12 protein-coding genes are annotated in these 16,816 nt (G+C 72.2%); all 12 read left to right on the plus strand.

All coding sequences use genetic code 11. From position 1 onward, the window contains the following. Positions 1–106: 106 nt before the first annotated feature. Positions 107–3,175 (plus strand): FAD-binding and (Fe-S)-binding domain-containing protein, encoded by a 3,069-nt coding sequence (locus tag IE277_RS07295; RefSeq protein ID WP_189949652.1) that lies wholly within the window; start codon positions 107–109, stop codon positions 3,173–3,175. Between the two features lie 95 nt (positions 3,176–3,270). Further along, complete coding sequence (locus IE277_RS07300; protein ID WP_189949654.1) at positions 3,271–3,477, plus strand: SCO3870 family protein; 207 nt, start codon at positions 3,271–3,273, stop codon at positions 3,475–3,477. 165 nt (positions 3,478–3,642) lie between these two features. Then, the gene (locus IE277_RS07305; RefSeq protein WP_189949655.1) at positions 3,643–4,401 is read left to right on the plus strand and encodes a metallophosphoesterase family protein; all 759 of its coding nucleotides are present in this window, start codon (positions 3,643–3,645) and stop codon (positions 4,399–4,401) included. 198 nt (positions 4,402–4,599) lie between these two features. Continuing rightward, positions 4,600–4,725, plus strand: a complete 126-nt coding sequence (locus IE277_RS48750; protein ID WP_268252214.1) for a hypothetical protein — start codon at positions 4,600–4,602, stop codon at positions 4,723–4,725. Positions 4,726–4,797: 72 nt separating this feature from the next. Continuing rightward, complete coding sequence (locus IE277_RS07310) at positions 4,798–6,768, plus strand: ABC transporter ATP-binding protein (RefSeq protein WP_189949657.1); 1,971 nt, start codon at positions 4,798–4,800, stop codon at positions 6,766–6,768. A 133-nt stretch (positions 6,769–6,901) separates the two neighbouring features. Then, entirely contained in the window at positions 6,902–7,879 is a 978-nt protein-coding gene (locus tag IE277_RS07315) for an EamA family transporter (RefSeq protein ID WP_189949659.1), read from the plus strand. A gap of 132 nt (positions 7,880–8,011) precedes the next feature. Next, positions 8,012–8,806 carry a TIGR03084 family metal-binding protein gene (locus IE277_RS07320; protein ID WP_189949661.1) on the plus strand — a complete coding sequence of 265 codons (795 nt, stop codon included), beginning with the start codon at positions 8,012–8,014 and terminating at the stop codon, positions 8,804–8,806. Further along, positions 8,803–10,479, plus strand: a complete 1,677-nt coding sequence (locus tag IE277_RS07325) for an acyclic terpene utilization AtuA family protein (protein ID WP_189949662.1) — start codon at positions 8,803–8,805, stop codon at positions 10,477–10,479. Before IE277_RS07320 ends, IE277_RS07325 begins: the two co-directional genes overlap by 4 nt. Continuing rightward, the gene (locus IE277_RS07330) at positions 10,476–12,074 is read left to right on the plus strand and encodes an acyl-CoA carboxylase subunit beta (protein WP_189949664.1); all 1,599 of its coding nucleotides are present in this window, start codon (positions 10,476–10,478) and stop codon (positions 12,072–12,074) included. The genes IE277_RS07325 and IE277_RS07330 overlap by 4 nt, the downstream gene beginning before the upstream one ends. Before the next feature lie 15 nt (positions 12,075–12,089). Further along, the gene (locus IE277_RS07335) at positions 12,090–13,937 is read left to right on the plus strand and encodes an ATP-binding protein (protein WP_189949666.1); all 1,848 of its coding nucleotides are present in this window, start codon (positions 12,090–12,092) and stop codon (positions 13,935–13,937) included. Between the two features lie 53 nt (positions 13,938–13,990). Further along, a complete protein-coding gene (locus IE277_RS07340; RefSeq protein ID WP_189949667.1) occupies positions 13,991–15,181 on the plus strand; it encodes an acyl-CoA dehydrogenase family protein in 1,191 nt (396 codons plus the stop codon). Between the two features lie 52 nt (positions 15,182–15,233). Then, positions 15,234–16,802 (plus strand): 4-coumarate--CoA ligase family protein, encoded by a 1,569-nt coding sequence (locus tag IE277_RS07345; RefSeq protein WP_189949669.1) that lies wholly within the window; start codon positions 15,234–15,236, stop codon positions 16,800–16,802. Positions 16,803–16,816: the final 14 nt, after the last annotated feature.

Below are 16,816 nucleotides of genomic sequence, written 5' to 3' on the forward strand. Positions count from 1 at the left end.
ATGAGACAAGATCGCCGAGCCGTGGACCTATGGATTAGTACGACGATATGTGCGGGGCTGTGGAAAAGTTTCGGTGACTGTGCGTGATCGGATGCATCCTGGACGCATGACGGATCAGACGGGTCTGGAAGCGGAGCTGCGCAAGGCCGTCCGGGGTGACGTCGGTTTCGACATCACCTCCCGGGCGCTGGTCACCATGGACGCGTCCAACTACCGGCGTGTCCCCGTGGGCGTCGTCGCCCCGAGAGACGCCGACGACGTGGCCGCCGTGCTCCAGGTGTGCCGGGCGCGCGGCGTGCCCGTGGTGGCGCGCGGCGGGGGCACGTCGATCGCCGGACAGGCGACCGGTACCGGCGTGGTGCTGGACTTCACCCGGCACATGAACGGCCTGCTGGAGCTGGATCCGGGCACGCGGACGGCGATCGTGCAGCCCGGCCTGGTCCTCGACCGGCTCCAGGAGGCCGCCGCCCCGCACGGCCTGCGCTTCGGCCCGGACCCCTCCACACACAGCCGCTGCACCCTCGGCGGAATGATCGGCAACAACTCCTGCGGCTCGCACTCGGTGGCCTGGGGGACCACCGCGGACAGCGTGCGGGAGCTGACCGTCCTCACCGCGCGCGGGCAGCGGCTGCGGCTCGGACCGGGCTGGGCGGGCGCTCCCGAGGGGCTGCGCGAGCTGGTGGAGGGCGACCTGGCCCGGCTGCGCACGGGCTTCCCGGACCTGCCCCGCCGTATCTCCGGCTACGCCCTGGACGCGCTGCTGCCCGAGAAGGGCGCCGACGTCGCCCGCTCCTTCTGCGGCTCCGAGGGCACCCTCGGCATCCTCACCGAGGCGGTCGTCCGGCTCGTCGAGGCTCCACCCGCGCGCGTCCTGGCCGTGCTGGGGTACGCCGACGAGAGCGCCGCCGCCGAGGCCGCCGCCGGACTGCTGCCCTACGGTCCGCTGACGGTGGAGGGCATGGCGGCCGACCTGGTGCGCTCGCCGGCCGGACTGCCCGAGGGCGGCGCCTGGCTGTTCGTGGAGACCGGCGGCGGGTCGGCGGCCGAGGCACGCGCGCGAGCGCAGGAGATCGTCCGGGGTGCCGACGCGGTCGGTTCCCTGGTCGTGACGGACCCGGCCGCGCAGCGGACCCTGTGGCGCATCCGGGAGGACGCGAGCGGCACGGCGACCCGTATGCCCGACGGCTCCGAGGCCTGGCCCGGCTGGGAGGACTGCGCCGTGCCGCCCGCCCGGCTCGGCGCCTATCTGCGGGACTTCCGCGCGCTGCTGTCGGCCCACGGTCTGCGCGGCACGCCGTACGGCCACTTCGGCGACGGCTGTATCCACGTCCGCATCGACTTCGACCTGCTCACCGAGGCCGGCATCGCCCGTTTCCGCCGCTTCTCCGAGGAACTGGCCGACCTGGTCGTCGCCCACGGCGGCTCACTGTCCGGGGAGCACGGCGACGGACAGGCCCGCGCGGAGCTGCTGCCGCGCATGTACGGCGCACGGACGGTGCGGCTGTTCGAGCGGGCCAAGGCGGTCTGGGACCCGGACGACCTGCTGAATCCGGGGATGCTGGTGCGCCCGGCCCGGCTGGACGAGAACCTCCGCTTCTCGCCGCTGCCCCGCGAACCGGTCGATGTGGCCTTCGGCTACCCGGCGGACGACGGCGACTTCCGCGCGGCCGTGCGCCGCTGCGTCGGCGTCGCCAAGTGCCGTACGACCACGGCGGCCGGCCCCGCCGTGATGTGCCCCTCCTTCCGCGCGACCGGCGAGGAGGAGCACTCCACGCGCGGCCGGGCCCGGTTGCTGCACGAGATGCTGGCCGGTGAACTGGTCACCGACGGCTGGCGTTCGACCGAGGTCCGCGACGCCCTCGATCTGTGCCTGTCCTGCAAGGGCTGCCGCTCCGACTGCCCGGTCGGCGTCGACATGGCCACCTACAAGGCGGAGTTCCTGCATCATCACTACGCCGGCCGGCGCCGTCCCGCCGCGCACCTCAGCATGGGCCGGCTGCCGCAGTGGCTGCGCTGGGCCGCCGTCACCCGTACGGCCCCGCTGCTCAACGCCCTCGCCGCGGTCCCCCCGCTGGCGCGCGCCGGCAAACGCCTGGCCGGGATCGCACCCGAACGAGCGATCCCCCGACTGGCCACACAGACCTTCACCGACTGGTGGCGCACGAGGCGACCCACGCGGGACAACGGGAGGCTGGGGGAGGGCGATTCGGGGGCGAGCGGCCCGGGGGCCGGTGCGGGGGAGGGGTCCGGTGGCTCGGGGTCGGCCGATGCCGGCTCTGGGGCGGTCGACACCGGCGAGGGGTCGGTCGACACCGGCGAGGGGTCGGTCGACACCGGCCCGGGGTCGGTCGATGCCGGCTCGGTCGGTCCGGGGGCCGGGCGGCTGGTGGTGCTCTGGCCGGACACCTTTACCGAGCATCTGTCCCCGTCCGTCGGCCGGGCCGCCGTCCGGGTGCTGGAGGCCGCCGGGCTGCGCGTGGCCCTGCCGCCGACGCTGCTGGTGCGCGGGGAAGGGATCGGCGGTGGCCGGAGCAGGTCGGCCGCCGCGCTGCTCACCGCCCGCCGAGCCCGCGTCTGCTGCGGCCTGACCTATCTCTCCACCGGCCAACTCGACCACGCCCGCGCGGTATTGCGCCGCACACTGGATCTGATGGAGCCGGTGCTGCGGGCCGAGGTCCCCGTCGTCGTCCTGGAACCGAGCTGTGCGGCCGCCCTGCGCACCGATCTGCCCGAGCTGTTGCACGACGACCCGCGCGCGGCCCGGCTCGCCTCGGCCGTCCTCACCTTCGCCGAGGCCCTGCAGCGGCACGCCCCGCACTGGACACCGCCCGCCGTGCACCGACCGGTCGCCGGCCAGACCCACTGCCATCAGCACGCGGTGCTCGGCGACAGCGCCGACCGCCGGCTGCGCGAGGCCGCGGGCCTCACCGGCGAGCTGAGCGGCGGCTGCTGCGGACTCGCGGGCAACTTCGGCTTCGAGAAAGGCCACTTCGAGGTGTCGCGGGCCTGTGCGGAGGAACAGCTCCTGCCGTCGGTCCGCGCGGCGTCCGAGGAGACGGTGGTCCTCGCCGACGGTTTCTCCTGCCGTACCCAGCTGGAACAGCTGGCCGGGGTGCGCGGACTGCATCTGGCGGAGGTGCTGGCTCAGGCGTTGCAGGAGGAGAAGGGGAGTTGAGGAGCTGAGAGGTGTTCCGGAATGCGAATAACTGTTTGCAGAGCATACGTAGACTCGGGATTGACCAGTCGTCTCGCAGCTCGGAGGAACTGCCCATGAAGAAAGTACCGTTCGGATCCTTGTCCGCCGCGATCGCGGCGCTCGGCACGGCTCTCGCGTTCCTCACGTTCCAACTCCGCGCGGACGGTTACGAGCCGTACGTGGAATCCGTGGCCACCGCCAGTGTCGTCATGTACGTCACCGCGGGTCTCGTCATGCTGACGTGGGCCCGTGCCCGCGACAGCCAGGGGCACTCGAACTGAGTACGTCGGCGAGGGTCGACGAAGGCCGATGAAGGTCGGCGAACGCGGCTGTGGGCGTCGGGCGCCTCTGACGCCCGCGGCCGTGTCCGCAACGGCCCGCGGCGTCTCGCAGGTCCGGCAAGGGCACCGGCGCAGGCGCCGGACAAGGAGACCACAGGTGGTGAAGTGACGGAGGAACACGCCCGCTTGGCGGTCCTGTCGGACATCCACGGGGTACTGCCCGCCCTGGAGACGGTCCTCGCGGAGCCCGAGGTGGCCGCCGCCGACCGGATCGTCCTCACCGGCGACATCACGGCGGGCCCGCAGCCCGCGGAGGTGCTGGACCGCTTGCGCGAGGAGGGCGAGAGGGTGCTGTGGGTCGGCGGGAACGCCGACCGTGAGCTGGTGGAGTACCGGCGCGGTGCGCGCACGGACATCCCCGACCCCATCGGCCCTTACGCGGCCCGGCAACTCCGCGAGGACCAGGTCGACTTCCTCGCCGGCCTGCCCCGCACGCTCACCCTGCGCGTCCGCGGCCTCGGCACGGTCCTGTTCTGCCACGCCACCCCGCGCGACGACGAGGAACTGGTGCTCGTGGACTCCCGCCCCGACCGGTGGGCGGAGGTCTTCACCGGCCTCGACCCCGGCATCGGCACGGTCGTCTGCGGCCACACCCACATGCCCTACGTCCGCCTCGCGCACGGCCGTCTGGTGGTCAACCCCGGCAGCGTCGGCATGCCCTACGGCCGCCCCGGCGCCCACTGGTGCCTCCTCGGCCCCGGCACCGACCTGCGCGTGACGCCGTACGACATACCGGCGGCCGTCGCCCGGCTCACCGCGGAATGCGCCTACCCGGACATCGCCGACTGGGCCGACTACTTCCTGCACGCGCGGGCGACGGACACCGAGGTGCTCGCGGCCTGGGGGCCGAAGGCCGGTTCATAGGGCAACGCTCAGGTTTATAAGGGAACTCTCAGGTTCGCAGAGGCTTCGAGTGAGTCTCTCAGGAACCACCAAGGTATTCACAGCGCCCCTTTGCCGATTTTGCCTTTCGGGCTCTCTGGTGGCGTGTAGGTTTTTTGATGTCGGGAGCCGGACGCGGAATTCTCGAAAACAAGAACTTCGAACCAATAGGAGTCGGAAATGAGCTTCAAGAAGCTTGCCCCGCTGCCCCCCAAGCCCAACAAGCAGCTCCCCCCGCCGCCGAAGCCGAAGAAGCACGCGCCGAAGCCGCCGCTGCCCAAGCTGTTCCCCGGTCGGGACCAGTGATCCGAGGCTGAACGGAAAGGGGCCGATGGTGCACCGTCGGCCCCTTTTGCTTTTCACTGGAAGAGGAATTCAATGGGTGAAGAGAGCATCGAGGCGGATGAGTCCGAGCATGAAACGCCCACCATTCCCGCCCGCACCGCATTCCGTCGTTTCTGGCCGCTGGCCAAGGGGATCAGAAAATGGCTGCTCGTCGTCTGGATATGCACGGTGCTCGCCGCGCTCGCCGAGACCGAGGCCATCCTGCTGTTCAGTGAACTCACCGACCACGCCCTGCAGAAGGGCTCGCTCACGGCGTTCTGGAGCCCGGCGGGCCAGTGGCTGGCCATCGCGATCGCCGGCGCGATCGTCGCGTACGCCGGCAACTCCCTCGCCGCCTGGGTGACCGAGCGGTTCGTGATGCGGCTGCGCGAGCATGTCTTCGACCATGTCCAGCAGCTGCCCCCGCACTTCTTCCAGCGCCACCGCCAGGGCGATCTGCTCTCCCGGCTGACCGGCGACGTCGAGGCGATCGAGACGATGGTCGTGTCCGGCCTGGTCGGCGCCGCCTCGGCGGCCTTCTCCGCCCTCTTCTACGCGGTCGCCGCGTTCTGGCTGCGCTGGGACCTGGCCGCCGCCACCTTCGTCCTCGCGCCCCTGTTCTGGCTGGCCGCCCGCCGTTTCTCCGGCTCCATCAAGGACGTCTCCCGCGAGGGCCGGGTCGTCGACGGCGCGATCACCTCCGTGGTGGAGGAGTCCCTCGGGAACATCGTGCTCACCCAGGCCTACGACCGCCGGGACGCCGAGCGCCGCCGGCTGCGAGAGGAGGCCTCCGCCTGGTTCCGCGCCTCGGTCCGCTCCACCCGGCTGAACGAGGCGTACGAGCAGCTCGTCCAGGTCATCGAGACGGTGTGCGTGCTCGCCGTCATCGGCATCGGCGCCTGGGAGATCTCCACCGGCCGGATGACCCTCGGCCGGCTCCTCGCCTTCGCCGCCTTCCTCGGCTACCTCTATCCGCCGGTGCGCGGCCTCGCCCAGCTGGGCCTGACCGTCACCGCGGCCACGGCCGGCGCCGAGCGGCTCATCGAGATCCTCGACGTCCGACCCTCGGTCACCGACCCCCGCAGGGCCACGGAAACCGGCCGCCCGGACGGGACCATCGAGGTCCGCGGGGTCACCTTCCGTTACCCGGGCGCCGAGCGGACCGCCCTCGAAGACCTCTCCTTCACGGTCAGTCCCGGCGAGCTGGTGATCGTCACCGGCCCGAGCGGCGCCGGCAAGTCCACCGTGTCCAAGCTCCTGCTGCGCTTCTACGACCCGGACTCCGGGGACGTCTTGCTGGACGGTGTGCCCCTGCGCGACTTCCCGCTGGCCCGTCTGCGCGCTTATGTGACGCTCCTGCCGCAGGAGACCCTGGTCCTGCACGACACGGTCCGCGCCAACATCGCCTGCGGCCGGCCCGGCGCCAGCGACCAGGCGATCGAGGAGGCGGCGCGGGCGGCCGACGCCCATGACTTCATCGTCCGCCTGCCCGACGGCTACGACACCAGGGTGGACCCCAACTCGGCCCGGCTCTCCGGCGGCCAGCTCCAGCGCCTGGCCATCGCCCGCGCCATCCTGCGCGACGCCCCGGTCCTGGTGCTGGACGAGCCGACGACCGGCCTGGACGCGATGGCCGCCCGCCGCGTGGTCAAGCCTCTGCGCCGCCTGATGGCCGGCCGTACGACGATCATGATCACCCATGACCTCAACCTCGCCCCGGACGCCGATCGCGTCCTCGTCGTGGACCGGGGTCGGATCGTGGAGACCGGCCGCCACGACGAACTCCTCGCCCGGGGCGGCGCGTACGCACGGCTGCACCGCTCGCAGAACAACGCGGTGATGGACACCGGCGAGCTGCGCATGCCGCTGTGGGAGGAGGCGCCGCCCCAGCCACCTCACCAGCAGTACCGCTCGACCTATGAGGCCTACGGCTCGCCCTATGAGCCGTCCGCCGAGATGCCGTCGTACCTTCCCGACGGGCGCCCCCTGTTCCGGGACGCGCAGGGGGCCTGGCCAGGCATGTGACGGTCGGGGATCCCTCCTCGGATCCCATCATCCGGGACAGTCCCTAAAAGGGTTCACGCTCCTGTCGAAGTCCATTACCCTGGACTTGGTAGTACATCGCGATGGACGTACTCGATCAAGCCCAGGACTGCCCGTGACCGCCGCCCCCAGCACCCCAAACGCTCCAAGCGCCTCCAGCGCCACGACTTCGACCCCGGCCACCCCGGCCACCCCGGCCACACCCGCCGGAGCACCGGGGCGCCTCGGCTCGCTCGGCCCCGTGGGCCTGGTGCTGGCCGGCGGCATCTCGGTCCAGTTCGGCGGCGCGCTCGCGGTGACCCTGATACCCCGGGCCGGTGCGCCGGGCGTCGTCGCCCTCCGCCTCCTCGCCGCGGCCCTGGTCCTCCTCCTGGTCTGCCGCCCCCGGCTGCGCGGCCACTCGCGCGCCGACTGGGGCACGGTGATCGCCTTCGGTATCGCGATGGGCGCGATGAACGGCCTCTTCTACGAGGCGGTCGCCCGCATCCCGCTGGGCCCCGCGGTCACCCTGGAGGTCCTCGGCCCCCTGGCCCTGTCGGTGCTGGCCTCCCGCCGTGCGGTCAACGCGGTGTGGGCGGGACTGGCCCTGCTCGGCGTCTTCCTGCTGGGCGGTGGGGGCTTCAGCGATCTCGACCCCATAGGTGTCGCATTCGCCCTGGGGGCCGGCGCCATGTGGGCGATCTACATACTCTTCAGCGCCCGTACGGGCCGCCGCTTTCCGCAGGCGGACGGCCTCGCGCTGGCCATGGCGGTCGCGGCCCTGCTCTTCCTTCCCATCGGCGTGGCCTCGGCGGGCACCCGCCTGCTGGATCCCACGACGGTCGCCCTCGGATCAGCGGTGGCCCTGCTCTCCTCGGTCCTGCCCTACACCCTCGAACTCCTCGCCCTGCGCCGCCTGCCCGCCTCCACGTTCGCGATCCTGATGAGCCTGGAACCGGCGATCGCGGCGACGGCCGGCTTCCTCGTCCTCGGCCAGTCCCTGTCCGCCACCGAGGCGGCCGCGATCGCCCTGGTCATCGCGGCGACCATCGGCGCGGTCCGCACCCAGGTGGGCCGCGGCAGGGCCAAGCTGGCCCCGACGCCGGAGGCCTGACGGCCCTCACCCGCTCCATCGGGGCCCGGGCGATCTGGCGGCCGAGTGCGGGAGAGGGCGCCCTCGCTCGGTGTCGACCAAATTCATGCAAGCACGCTTGATTGTTTCTGGGCTCGCTGCCATGCTCCCCCCATGGCCGACCCGACGCCCGTCATCGACGACCTGCGTGCCGAGAGCGAGGAACTCGACCTGCTCGTGACCGAGTTGAGCCCCGAGCAGTGGGCACTGCCCACCCCCGCGCCCCGCTGGACCGTCGCCCACCAGATCGCGCACCTCGCCTGGACCGACCGCTCGGCGCTGCTCGCCGTCACCGACGCGGACGCCTTCCGGGCGCTGGTCGAGAAGGCGCTCGCCGCCCCGGACTCGTTCGTGGACGAGGGCGCGCAGGACGGCGCCCGGCTCGCCCCCGCCGAGCTGCTGCGGACCTGGCGCGCCGGACGCGAGGCCCTCGACCGGGCGCTGCGTGCCGCGCCGCCCGGCGCCCGGTTCCCCTGGTACGGCCCGCCCATGTCCGCCGCCTCCATGGCCACCGCCCGACTCATGGAGACCTGGGCCCACAGCCTGGACATCGCCGACGCACTGGGTGTGGTCCGCGCACCCACCGACCGGCTGGGGCATGTGGCCCGGCTCGGGGTCCGCACCCGGGACTTCGCCCACACCGTCCACGGGATCACCCCGCCCGCCGACGAGTTCCGGGTGGAACTCACCTCACCCACGGGCGAGGTGTGGGCGTACGGCCCCGAAGACGCCCCGCAGCGCGTCACCGGCCCCGCCCTCGACTTCTGCCTCCTCGTCACCCAGCGCGCCCACCGCGCCGACCTCGCCCTGACCGCCGTCGGCCCCGAAGCCGACCGCTGGCTGGACATCGCACAGGCCTTCGCGGGCCCGCCCGGCACCGGCCGTCCACCGAAGGGAACCGAGCGGTGAAAGCCCTGCGCATCGGCAACTTCTCCGGCTTCTACGGCGACCGCGCGGACGCCCTGCGCGAAATGCTCACCGGCGGGGAACTCGACGTCCTCACCGGTGACTACCTCGCCGAACTCACCATGCTGATCCTCGCCCGCGACCGGCTGAAGGACCCCTCCGCGGGATACGCCCGCACCTTCCTGCGCCAGCTGGAGGACTGCCTCGGCCTCGCCCACGAGCGGGGCGTGAAGATCGTCACCAATGCGGGAGGCCTCCATCCGGCCGGACTGGCCGCCGCGGTGCGGAAGCTGGCCGAGCGGCTCGGCATCCCGGCCGATGTCGCACATGTCGAGGGCGACGACCTCACCGCCTCCCACCCCGGGGCCCTCGCCGCCCACGCCTACCTCGGCGGCTTCGGCATCGCCGCATGTCTGCGGGCCGGTGCGGACATCGTGGTCACCGGGCGGGTGACCGACGCGGCCCTCGTCACCGGGCCCGCCGCCGCCCACTTCGGCTGGCAGCCCAGGGAGTACGACCGGCTCGCGGGCGCCGTCGTCGCCGGACATGTGCTGGAGTGCGGGACGCAGGCCACCGGCGGGAACTACGCGTTCTTCCGGGAGGGGGACGTACGCAGGCCCGGTTTCCCGCTCGCCGAGATCCACGCCGACGGCAGCAGCGTCATCACCAAGCACCCCGGCACCGGCGGCCTGGTCGATGCCGGCACGGTCACCGCGCAGCTGCTGTACGAGACCGGCGGCGGCCGCTATGCCGGACCCGATGTCACCGCCCGGCTGGACACCGTACGGCTGAGCCAGGACGGGCCGGACCGGGTGCGCATCGAGGGGGTGCGGGGCGAGGCGCCGCCGCCGACCCTGAAGGTGGGCCGCAACCGGCTCGGCGGCTTCCGCAACGAGGTCGTCTTCGTCCTCACCGGACTCGACATCGAGGCCAAGGCCGACCTCGTGCGCCACCAGCTGACCGACGTGCTCGCCAAGGCGCCGCCCGCCGAGGTGCGTTGGGAGCTGGTCCGCACCGACCGGGCCGACGCCGACACCGAGGAGACCGCGAGCGCCCTGCTGCGGCTCGTCGTACGGGACGCGGACGAACGGGTCGTCGGGCGGGCGCTGAGCGGGGCCGCCGTGGAACTGGCGCTGGCCAGCTACCCGGGCTTCCATGTGCTGTCCCCACCTGGAAAGGGCGCCCCCTATGGGGTCTTCGAGGATGTGTACGTCCCCCATGGCGCCGTAGACCATAGGGCCGTCCTCCACGACGGACGCCGTATCCCTGTGGCGCCGCCCCAGGACACCCGGCCCCTGGAAGCCGTACCGGAACCGGCTCTCCCCGAGCCGCTGCCGGCCGGGCCGACCCGGCGGGCGCCCCTCGGGCTGGTCGCCGGGGCCCGCAGCGGGGACAAGGGCGGCAACGCCAACGTCGGCGTCTGGGCCCGTACCGAGGACGCCTGGCGGTGGCTCGCCCACGAGTTGACCGCCGAAAGGTTCCGGCAGCTGATCCCCGAAAGCCGGGACCTGCCCGTCACCCGGCACCTGCTGCCGGGCCTCCGCGCGGTCAACCTCGTAGTCGAGGGCATCCTCGGCGCGGGCGTCGCCGCGCAGGCCCGCTTCGACCCGCAGGCCAAGGCCCTCGGCGAATGGCTGCGCTCCCGCCACCTGGACATCCCGGAGGCCCTGCTGTGACCACCCTGACCTCCGCCCTGGACCCGGGCGGCGCCGACCACCGGGCGCGCCGCGAGGCCATGCTCGCGAGGCTCGCCGAACTCGACACCGAGCACGCCAAGGCGCTCGCGGGCGGCGGCGAGAAGTACGTCCGACGGCACCGCGAGCGCGGCAAGCTGCTCGCCCGCGAGCGGATCGAGCTGCTCCTCGACCCGGACACGCCCTTCCTGGAGCTGTCCCCGCTGGCCGCGTGGGGCAGTGATTACACCGTCGGCGCCTCGCTCGTCACCGGCATCGGGGTGGTCGAGGGCGTGGAGTGCCTGATCACCGCCAACGACCCGACCGTGCGCGGCGGCGCCAGCAACCCCTGGTCGCTGAAGAAGGCCCTGCGCGCCAACGACATCGCCCTCGCCAACCGCCTGCCCTGCATCTCCCTGGTGGAGTCCGGCGGCGCCGACCTGCCCTCCCAGAAGGAGATCTTCATCCCGGGCGGCGCCGTCTTCCGCGACCTCACCCGGCTGTCCGCCGCCGGCATCCCGACCGTCGCGGTCGTCTTCGGCAACTCCACCGCCGGCGGCGCCTACATCCCCGGCATGTCCGACCACGTGATCATGGTCAAGGAGCGCGCGAAGGTCTTCCTCGGCGGGCCGCCGCTGGTGAAGATGGCGACCGGCGAGGAGAGCGACGACGAGTCCCTGGGCGGCGCCGAGATGCACGCGCGCGTGTCGGGCCTCGCCGACTACTTCGCCGTGGACGAGCAGGACGCGCTGCGCCAGGCGCGCCGGGTGGTCGCCCGCCTGGGCCACCGCAAGGCGTACGACGATCCGGGCCCGGCGGCCCCGCCCAAGTTCGACCCGGAGGAACTCCTCGGGATCGTCCCCGGCGATCTCAAGGTCCCCTTCGACCCGCGCGAGGTCATCGCCCGGATCGTGGACGCCTCCGACTTCGACGAGTTCAAGCCGCTGTACGGGACCAGCCTGGTCACCGGCTGGGCCGCCCTGCACGGCTACCCGGTCGGCATCCTGGCCAACGCCCAGGGCGTCCTGTTCAGCGCCGAGTCGCAGAAGGCCGCCCAGTTCATCCAGCTCGCCAACCAGCGCGACATCCCGCTGCTCTTCCTGCACAACACCACCGGCTACATGGTCGGCAAGGAGTACGAGCAGGGCGGGATCATCAAGCACGGCTCGATGATGATCAACGCGGTCAGCAACAGCCGCGTCCCGCATCTGTCGGTGCTCATGGGCGCGTCGTACGGCGCCGGCCACTACGGCATGTGCGGGCGTGCCTACGACCCGCGCTTCCTGTTCGCCTGGCCCAGCGCCAAGTCGGCCGTCATGGGCCCGCAGCAGCTCGCCGGCGTGCTGTCGATCGTCGCCCGCCAGTCGGCCGTGGCGAAGGGGCAGCCGTACGACGAGGACGCGGACGCGGCCCTGCGTGCCATGGTGGAGCAGCAGATCGAGTCCGAGTCGCTGCCGATGTTCCTGTCCGGGCGGCTGTACGACGACGGTGTCATCGACCCGCGCGACACCCGCACCGTCCTCGGCCTGTGCCTGTCCGCGATCCACACCGCGCCCTACGAAGGCGCGCGCGGTGGCTTCGGCGTCTTCCGGATGTGAGGTCCAGTGAGGTCCATGATCCAGACTCTGTTGGTCGCCAACCGCGGCGAGATCGCCTGCCGGATCGTCCGCACCTGCCGTGAGCTGGGCATCCGGACGGTCGCGGTGTACTCGGACGCCGACCAGAACGCGCTCCACGCGCGCGTGGCCGACACGGCGGTACGGCTGCCGGGCGCGGCGCCCGCCGATACGTATCTGCGCGGTGATCTGATCGTGAAGGCGGCCCTGGCCGCCGGCGCGGACGCCGTGCACCCCGGCTACGGCTTCCTCTCCGAGAACCCCGACTTCGCCCGCGCGGTCCTCGACGCCGGCCTGACCTGGATCGGCCCGTCCCCGGAGGCCATCGAGACAATGGCGTCCAAGACCCGCGCGAAGGACCTGATGGGCCTCGTGCCCCTCGCGGAGTACAAGGTCACCGAGGCCGATCTGCCGGTGCTGGTGAAGGCGGCCGCGGGCGGCGGAGGGCGCGGGATGCGGATCGTGCGCCGTCTGGAGGAGCTGGGCGCCGCGCTGCGGGCCGCGCGGGCCGAGGCGCTGAGCGCCTTCGGCGACGGCGAGGTCTTCGTGGAGCCGTACCTGGAGCACGGCCGCCATGTCGAGGTGCAGGTCCTCGCCGACACCCACGGCACGATCTGGACGCTCGGCACCCGCGACTGCTCCCTCCAGCGCCGCCACCAGAAGGTCATCGAGGAGGCCCCGGCGCCCGGCCTCTCCGAGGGGCTCACGGAGAGTCTGTACGCGCTGGCCGTGCAGGCCGTGTGCGCCGTCGGCTATGTGGGCGCCGGCACCGTCGAGTGCCTGGTCGCCGACGGCCGCGCGCACTTCCTGGAGATGAACACCCGCCTCCAGGTCGAACACCCCGTCACGGAGGAGCTGTTCGGCCTCGACCTGGTCGCCGAACAGCTCCGCATCGCCGAGGGCCACGCCCTGCCGGAAGAACCGCCACGCGCGCGTGGCCACGCGATCGAGGCCCGCCTGTACGCCGAGGACCCCGCCCGCGACTGGGCCCCGCAGACCGGCACCGTGCACCACCTCGCCGTACCGTCCGGCGTCCGCCTCGACACCGGCTACACCGACGGCGACACCATCGGCGTCCACTACGACCCGATGCTCGCCAAGGTCGTCGCCCACGCGCCCACCCGCGCGGAGGCGATCCGCACCCTCGCGGGCGCCCTGGAGAGGGCGGACCTGCACGGCCCGGCCACCAACCGGGACCTGCTCGTGCGCTCACTGCGCCACGAGGAGTTCACGGACGGCCGCATGGACACCGGCTTCTACGACCGCCACCTCGGCCAGCTCACCGAGTCGGCTCCCGACCCCCTCACCCTCCTGGCCGCCGCCCTCGCCGACGCCCACGGCCGCTCCCGCTTCGGCGGCTGGCGCAATCTGCCCTCGCAGCCGCAGGTCAAGCGGTACCGGCTGGCGGGGCATGAGCACGAGGTCCGATACCGGCACACGCGCGAGGGCCTCGCGGCCGACGGGGTGCGGGTCGTGCACGCGGACGCGCGCGCGGTCGTCCTCGAAGTGGACGGCGTGCAGCGCACGTTCTCGGTCACACGCTACGGCGACGAGATCCACGTCGACTCCACCCGCCTCACCGCCCTGCCCCGCTTCCCCGACCCGACCGCCCAGCTCGCCCCCGGTTCCCTGCTGGCCCCGATGCCGGGCACGGTGGTCCGCATCGCCGAGGGCCTGACGGAAGGGGCAACGGTTCACGCCGGTCAAGGACTCATTTGGCTGGAGGCGATGAAAATGCAGCACCAGATCTCGGCACCGGTCACCGGAACGCTGACGGCCCTGCACGCCAGAACCGGCCAGCAGGTGGAGCCGGGCATGTTGCTGGCGGTGGTGCAGGAAAGCTAGGCGCGGGGAACTGCGCGCCCAGCCACGGATCACCCGCAGCCCGAAGGAGCCCCATGACCACCCACATCGAATCCGACGAACACAAGGCCCTGCGATCCGCGGTCGCCGCCCTCGGCAAACGCTTCGGCCGCGACTATCTCGTCCAGACCGTGGCCGCGGGAAAGCCCCCCGCCGAACTCTGGTCCGAGGCCGGCAAACTCGGCTACCTCGGCGTCAACCTCCCGGAGGAGTACGGGGGCGGAGGCGGGGGCATCACCGAACTCTCCATAGTCCTGGAGGAGTTGGGCGCAGCGGGTTCACCCCTGCTGATGCTCGTGGTCTCGCCCGCCATCTGCGGCACGGTGATCTCCCGCTTCGGTACCGAGACCCAGAAGCAGACTTGGCTCCCCGGCATCGCCGACGGCACCCGCCTCATGGCCTTCGGCATCACCGAACCCGACGCGGGCTCGAACTCCCACCGCATCACCACCACCGCCCGCCGCGACGGCACCGACTGGCTGCTCACCGGCCGCAAGGTCTTCATCTCCGGTGTCGACATCGCCGACGCCGTCCTGATCGTCGGCCGCACCGAGGACGCCCGCACCGGACGCCTCAAGCCCTGTCTCTTCATCGTCCCGACGGACGCCGAGGGCTTCGACAAGCGGCCGATCGACATGGAGCTCAACGCCGCGGAGAAGCAGTTCGAGCTGGTCCTGGACGACGTACGGCTGCCCGCCGATGCGCTTGTGGGTGGGGGCACCTCCCACGCTTTCGGCAGTGGGGGAGAGGACGCGGGTCTGCTCCAGCTGTTCGCCGGGCTGAACCCCGAGCGCATCATGACCGCCGCCTTCGCGATCGGCATGGGGCGCTACGCGCTCTCCAAGGCGATCGCGTACGCCCGGGACCGCACCGTCTGGAAGACCCCCATCGGCGCCCACCAGGCCATCGCGCACCCCCTCGCCCAGGCCCACATCGACCTGGAGCTGGCCCGGCTGATGATGCAGAAGGCGGCCCACCTCTACGACGCCGGGGACGACCTCGGCGCGGGCGAGGCCGCCAACATGGCCAAGTACGCGGCCGGCGAGGCCTGTGTGAAGGCCGTCGACCAGGCCGTGCACACCCTCGGCGGCAACGGCCTCACCCGCGAGTTCGGTCTCGCCTCGTTGATAACGGCCGCACGTGTGGCTCGTATTGCTCCGGTGAGCCGGGAGATGATTCTCAACTACGTCTCCCACCAGACCCTGGGCCTGCCCAAGTCGTACTAGGGACTGTCCGGCCCCAGGGCCCGTCCGGCACCGGCAGCCGCTTGGAGGAACCGTGTTCCGCAGCGCGTACGCAGACGTCCCGCCCGTAGAACTCCCCATCCACGACGCCGTTCTGGGCCATGCAGCCGAGTTCGGCGACCGGCCCGCCCTCATCGACGGCACGGACGGCACCACGCTCACGTACGAGCAGGTGGACCGGTTCCACCGGCGGGTCGCCGCCGGTCTCGCCGACGCGGGCGTCCGCAAGGGCGACGTCCTCGCCCTGCACAGCCCCAACACCATCGCCTTCCCGACCGCCTTCTACGCGGCCACGCGCGCGGGTGCCTCCGTCACCACGGTGCATCCGCTCGCCACACCGGAGGAGTTCGCCAAACAGCTCGGCGACAGCGCCGCCCGCTGGATCGTCACCGTCTCGCCCCTGCTGCAGACGGCCCGCAGGGCCGCCGAAATCGCGGGCGGGGTGGAGGAGATATTCGTCTGCGACAGCGCCGGCGGGCACCGGTCGCTGATCGACATGCTCGCCACCACCGCCCCCGAGCCACGGCTCGCGTTCGACCCGGCCGAGGACATCGCCGCACTGCCGTACTCCTCCGGCACCACCGGCGTCCCCAAGGGCGTGATGCTCACCCACCGGCAGATCGCCACCAACCTCGCCCAGCTGGAGCCCGCCGTCACCCTGGCACCCGGCGAGCGCATCCTGGCCGTCCTGCCGTTCTTCCATATCTACGGCCTGACCGCCCTGATGAACGCGCCCCTGCGCAAGGGCGCCACGGTCGTCGTACTGCCCCGCTTCGACCTGGAGACCTTCCTCGCCGCCATCGAGAACCACCGCATCACCGGCCTGTACGTCGCCCCGCCGATCGTCCTCGCCCTCGCCAAGCACCCGGCGGTCACCCGCTACGACCTCTCCTCGCTGCGGTACGTCATCAGCGCCGCCGCCCCGCTGGACGCCGAGCTGGCCCGCGCCTGCTCCGCCCGGCTCGGCCTGCCCCCGATCGGCCAGGCCTACGGCATGACGGAACTGTCCCCGGGCACGCACGTCGTCCCCGTGGACCGGCTGCACGACGCCCCCGCCGGCACCGTCGGCAGGCTCATCGCCGGCACCGAGATGCGGATCGTGTCGCTGGACGACCCCGGCAAGGACCTCGGCACCGGCGAGGCCGGCGAGATCCTGATCCGCGGCCCCCAGGTGATGAAGGGCTACCTGGGCCGCCCCGACGCCACCTCCGCCATGATCGACACCGACGGCTGGCTGCACACGGGGGACATCGGGCACGTCGACGAGGGCGGCTGGCTGTTCGTCGTGGACCGGGTGAAGGAACTCATCAAGTACAAGGGCTTCCAGGTGGCCCCCGCCGAACTGGAGGCCCTGCTGCTGACGCACCCGGGCATCGCCGACGCCGCCGTCATCGGCAGCTACAACGACGACGGCAACGAAGTCCCGCACGCCTTCGTCGTCCGCCGCGCCGACGCCGGGGACCTCGGCGAGAACGAGATCCTCCTCCACGTCGCCGAACGCGTCGCCCCCTACAAACGCGTCCGCCGGGTCACCTTCATCGACTCCGTCCCGCGCGCCGTCTCCGGCAAGATCCTGCGCCGGCAGCTCAGGGAGCGCACATGACCGTACCGACTCCG

The organism is Streptomyces alanosinicus, from assembly GCF_014650595.1.
GTDB lineage: Bacteria > Actinomycetota > Actinomycetes > Streptomycetales > Streptomycetaceae > Streptomyces > Streptomyces alanosinicus.